Consider the following 3,709-nt stretch of genomic DNA (forward strand, 5'->3'; position numbering starts at 1 on the left):
TGTACAGATTGGGAAGTTAAACAAATAGCTTCAATACTATGATAAGGATAACGGCAAAGGTTGTCAAGTAGTTTTTTTGCATATGCCAAAGCTGGTTTGTTATAGAGAGGTCTACTTTCAGAAATTTGTTTATTTAGATAATATTTAGTCTATACTTTATTTTGATCAAAAAAATCTTATGTATAAGACTTTAATTACGTGTTTTATTCTTCTGATTTGTTCCTTTACGCAATTATATGCGAATGATGATGCTCATCTCGAAAAAAGCGAAGCTGAGCTATATGAGGAAGCTGTTAAGCTTTTTGACCAGAAAAAATATAAACAAGCCATCAGAGCATTTCAAAAAATTGAAGATTTGTATCCCTTTTCTTATTGGGCGATGAAAGCAAAATTATTATCCGGTATTTCTCACTACAATATGTGCAACTACAGCAGTGCTGCAAGTGATATGGACAATTATATACAGATTTATTCAAATGGTGAAGACTTACCGTATGTGTACTACCTAAGGGTATTGTCTTATTACATGCAAATCAATAAAGTACAGCTCGGGCAACAAACGGCATATAAAGCTTTAGAGCTAGCTGCTGAGTACATTAATCTCTTTCCAAACAGTGAACATACAGACGAGATAAAGGAAAAAGTAAAGCTAATCACAGAACATATATTGGCAAAAGAATATTCTATCGGTAGGTTCTACTTAAGGCGTGGTGAATATCTAGCAGCAATTAAGCGTTTTCAAAATGTAATAAGCAATAAGGATTCTAGCTATTTTTCTAGATCTGTTAACTATCTAATAGCAGCCCACTTAGCTCTTGGTCTTGATCTGGAAGCTCAGCAGTATGAAAGTATTTTAGCAGAAAATCCTGATAGGAAAGACGAAGTTCCATGCGAGAGCAGTAAACTTAAAAATTCGCTTTAGTTTTCTCTATGCTTTGGTGTATAACTTAGGTTTGTAACTATTTGAATATGGCTGGTCATTCACAATTTTCAAATATAAAACACCGGAAAGGCGCTCAGGATGCAAAGCGCTCTCAAAAATTTACGAAGCTCATTAGAGAAATAACAGTTGCTGCAAAGCAAGGGCTGCCTGATCCTGAACTCAACCCACGCCTTCGTTCTGCTATATTTGCTGCACGTAAGGAAAATTTGCCAAAAGATAAAATAGAAACAGTAATAAAAAACGCAACTGGCAGTGTTGCAGGAGAAAATTATGAGGAAGTACAATATGAGGGCTATGGACCTTCTGGCACCGCACTTATTGTTCATGCTCTAACGAATAACCGCAACCGAACTGCCTCTGAGGTGCGTTATATATTCTCTTGCAAGGGTGGAAATTTGGGAGAGACAGGAAGTGTTAGTTACCTTTTCGATCATGTAGGTTTAATCGTCTATAAAGCAGAGGGTGTAAATTTTGAAGATTTGTTTGATTACGGAATCGAATTAGAAGTATTGAATGTTGAGGAAAATGACAAAGAAGAATTGTACGTTATAACCTGTGAAGTAAAAGATTTTGGTAAAGTGCGTGATGCTTTTTATGCAAAATTTGGAGAGCCAGAGCTTGCTCGTCTTTCATGGCAACCAAAGGACCTGGTTGAAGTTAGCGATAAGGAATTAATTGATAAATTATCTGCATTGGTTGAAGAGCTCGAAGATAATGATGATGTACAGTACGTTGAAGGTAATTTTACTTTTGCTGGTGATAATTTTGCCGCTTAAGTTATGAAACTAATCGTACTCATACTACTTTTTATTTTACCGCTGCATACCATTGAGGCATCCGCAGATCTTCCGGTATCATTCCAGCACGGGATCAGGAAAAAAAAAGTCATGGATTCAAGTAGTCAAGCTGCTCTGATAAAAGAAAGCAACGTAGGAAACTTAGTACATGACAAAAGGCTGTTATTCATATCTAGTAACATAAAATCTTCCTTTTTTGCCACAGGAATTGAACAAGGTTTGGCGCAAAATACAGTGATGAGATTAATCGACATATATAAAGATTTTGGTGTAGACTTTAAAAAAGATATCGTGCCAGAGAGTAAATTGGAGGTTCTTTTTGAGAGATTGCCTAACAACCAGAAGACTGAAGAAAAAATTTTATACACCTCACTGACAACAAACAAAAAAGCTACTCGCTTATATCATTATAAGTCACAAAACGGTCAAGAAGGATATTTTGATAAAGGGGGAATAAGCCTAAGAGGTAGCAAAGCTTTTATAAATCCGTTAAATGGAGATTATCGTATATCTTCGAAATTTGGGAATAGAAAGCACCCTATTCGCGGTAAAGTTGTTTTTCACAAAGGAGTAGATTACGCAGCTAAATTTGGTACTCCTATATACGCTGCTGCAGAAGGTGTAATAGAATATGTAGGAAATAACGGAGGATATGGTAAGTACATCAAAATAAAACATAAAAATGGGTATTCAACCTGCTATGCACATATGAGTAAATTTAGTAGTGATGTGAAATTAGGCTCCAAAGTAAAGCAGGGACAGGTCATCGCTTATGTTGGTAGCACTGGTATTGCTACAGGACCCCATTTACATTACGAAGTTATATATAACGGCAAACACGTTGATCCGCTTACAATAGCACATAAAAACAAAGTGAAGTTACTTGATCATGAATTAAGGGAGTTTAAACTATTTGTAAATAAAATAGATAAAACAGTCAACAAGGAGAGTTCAGGTGAAAAAGAAGTTTAAAGGCAGTATTGATAAGAATACGATAAATGATAGAAAGTTAAGTCAACTCCGAGTTTTCCCTGTAATGATAGTGCTAGGATTAATTTTATCGGTACTTTTTGTAGCATATGATAGTGCAATTGCACTTGGAATCGCTGCTATTTCAGTGTTGTTTTTTTCTCAGGGGTTTTTCATCAATAACCCCAATGAAGCAAGAGTGATAGAATTTCTTGGTCATTATATTGGAACTTATTTGAAACCAGGAATGTTTATTACACTGCCGTTTTCAACAAAATATGTTGTTTCTCTGAAATTTCAAAATATCAACACAGAAAAAATTAAAGTAAATGATGTAAATGGAAGTCCAATAGAGATTTCAGTAGTGATTGTTTGGAGAGTAAGCAGCCCCGCAAAGGCATATTATAATGTGAATAATTATTATGAGTTTGTTTCCGTGCAAAGTGACTCAGTAATTAGAGAACTGGCGAGCAATTACCCGTATGACAGCGAAAGCGATGAGGAATCTTTACGTAAAAATTCTGATAAAATTTCAGGTGAATTGCGCTCAATGTTACAACAAAGACTGGATATTGCGGGAATTGAAGTTACAGAAGCGAGAATATCGCATTTAGCGTATTCTTCTGAGATTGCACAAGCAATGCTGAGGCGTCAACAAGCACATGCTATCACCTCTGCAAGAAAGCATATAGTGCAAAATGCAATAGGAATTATCGAAGAAGTAATAGCCCATTTTGAAAAAAATAAAAGCATACAATTGGATGGAAAACAAAAGATTCAATTGATAAATAACCTACTAGTTGCCCTTATTTCTGAACAAGATGCACAACCAACAATTAGCTTAGATAATAATTAGTATAGAAGCTCAACGAAAAATTTGCTTGACAACCTTCGCTGTTACCCTTATAATAGTATTGAAGCTATTTATTTATCTTTGCAATCTCTGCAGTGGATTAATGACAAAAAACTTAGAGTATTTGGCGTCTCATTGTTTAAATTT

At 35.2% G+C, this 3,709-nt stretch carries 4 protein-coding genes; all 4 read left to right on the forward strand.

Annotation, left to right across the window (positions count from 1 at the left end):
• The first annotated feature begins 178 nt into the window (after positions 1 to 178).
• The 4 genes from DM84_RS05310 to DM84_RS05325 are packed head-to-tail and all read left to right on the forward strand — an operon-like array spanning position 179 to position 3,565.
• On the forward strand, positions 179 to 922 hold the full coding sequence (locus DM84_RS05310) for an outer membrane protein assembly factor BamD (protein ID WP_250778902.1): 744 nt from the start codon (positions 179 to 181) through the stop codon (positions 920 to 922).
• A 47-nt stretch (positions 923 to 969) separates the two neighbouring features.
• Complete coding sequence (locus DM84_RS05315) at positions 970 to 1,719, forward strand: YebC/PmpR family DNA-binding transcriptional regulator (RefSeq protein ID WP_250778905.1); 750 nt, start codon at positions 970 to 972, stop codon at positions 1,717 to 1,719.
• A gap of 3 nt (positions 1,720 to 1,722) precedes the next feature.
• Positions 1,723 to 2,712 carry a M23 family metallopeptidase gene (locus DM84_RS05320; protein ID WP_250778907.1) on the forward strand — a complete coding sequence of 330 codons (990 nt, stop codon included), beginning with the start codon at positions 1,723 to 1,725 and terminating at the stop codon, positions 2,710 to 2,712.
• Between the two features lie 7 nt (positions 2,713 to 2,719).
• Positions 2,720 to 3,565 (forward strand): SPFH domain-containing protein, encoded by an 846-nt coding sequence (locus DM84_RS05325; RefSeq protein ID WP_250778909.1) that lies wholly within the window; start codon positions 2,720 to 2,722, stop codon positions 3,563 to 3,565.
• Positions 3,566 to 3,709: the final 144 nt, after the last annotated feature.

This window comes from Wolbachia pipientis (genome assembly GCF_023661085.1).
Classification (GTDB): domain Bacteria; phylum Pseudomonadota; class Alphaproteobacteria; order Rickettsiales; family Anaplasmataceae; genus Wolbachia.

Bases quoted from the DNA above. Each gene is read 5' to 3' on its own strand.
- DM84_RS05310 (WP_250778902.1), top strand. From the start codon at position 179: ATGTATAAGACTTTAATTACGTGTTTTATTCTTCTGATTTGTTCCTTT.
- DM84_RS05315 (WP_250778905.1), top strand. From the start codon at position 970: ATGGCTGGTCATTCACAATTTTCAAATATAAAACACCGGAAAGGCGCT.
- DM84_RS05320 (WP_250778907.1), top strand. From the start codon at position 1,723: ATGAAACTAATCGTACTCATACTACTTTTTATTTTACCGCTGCATACC.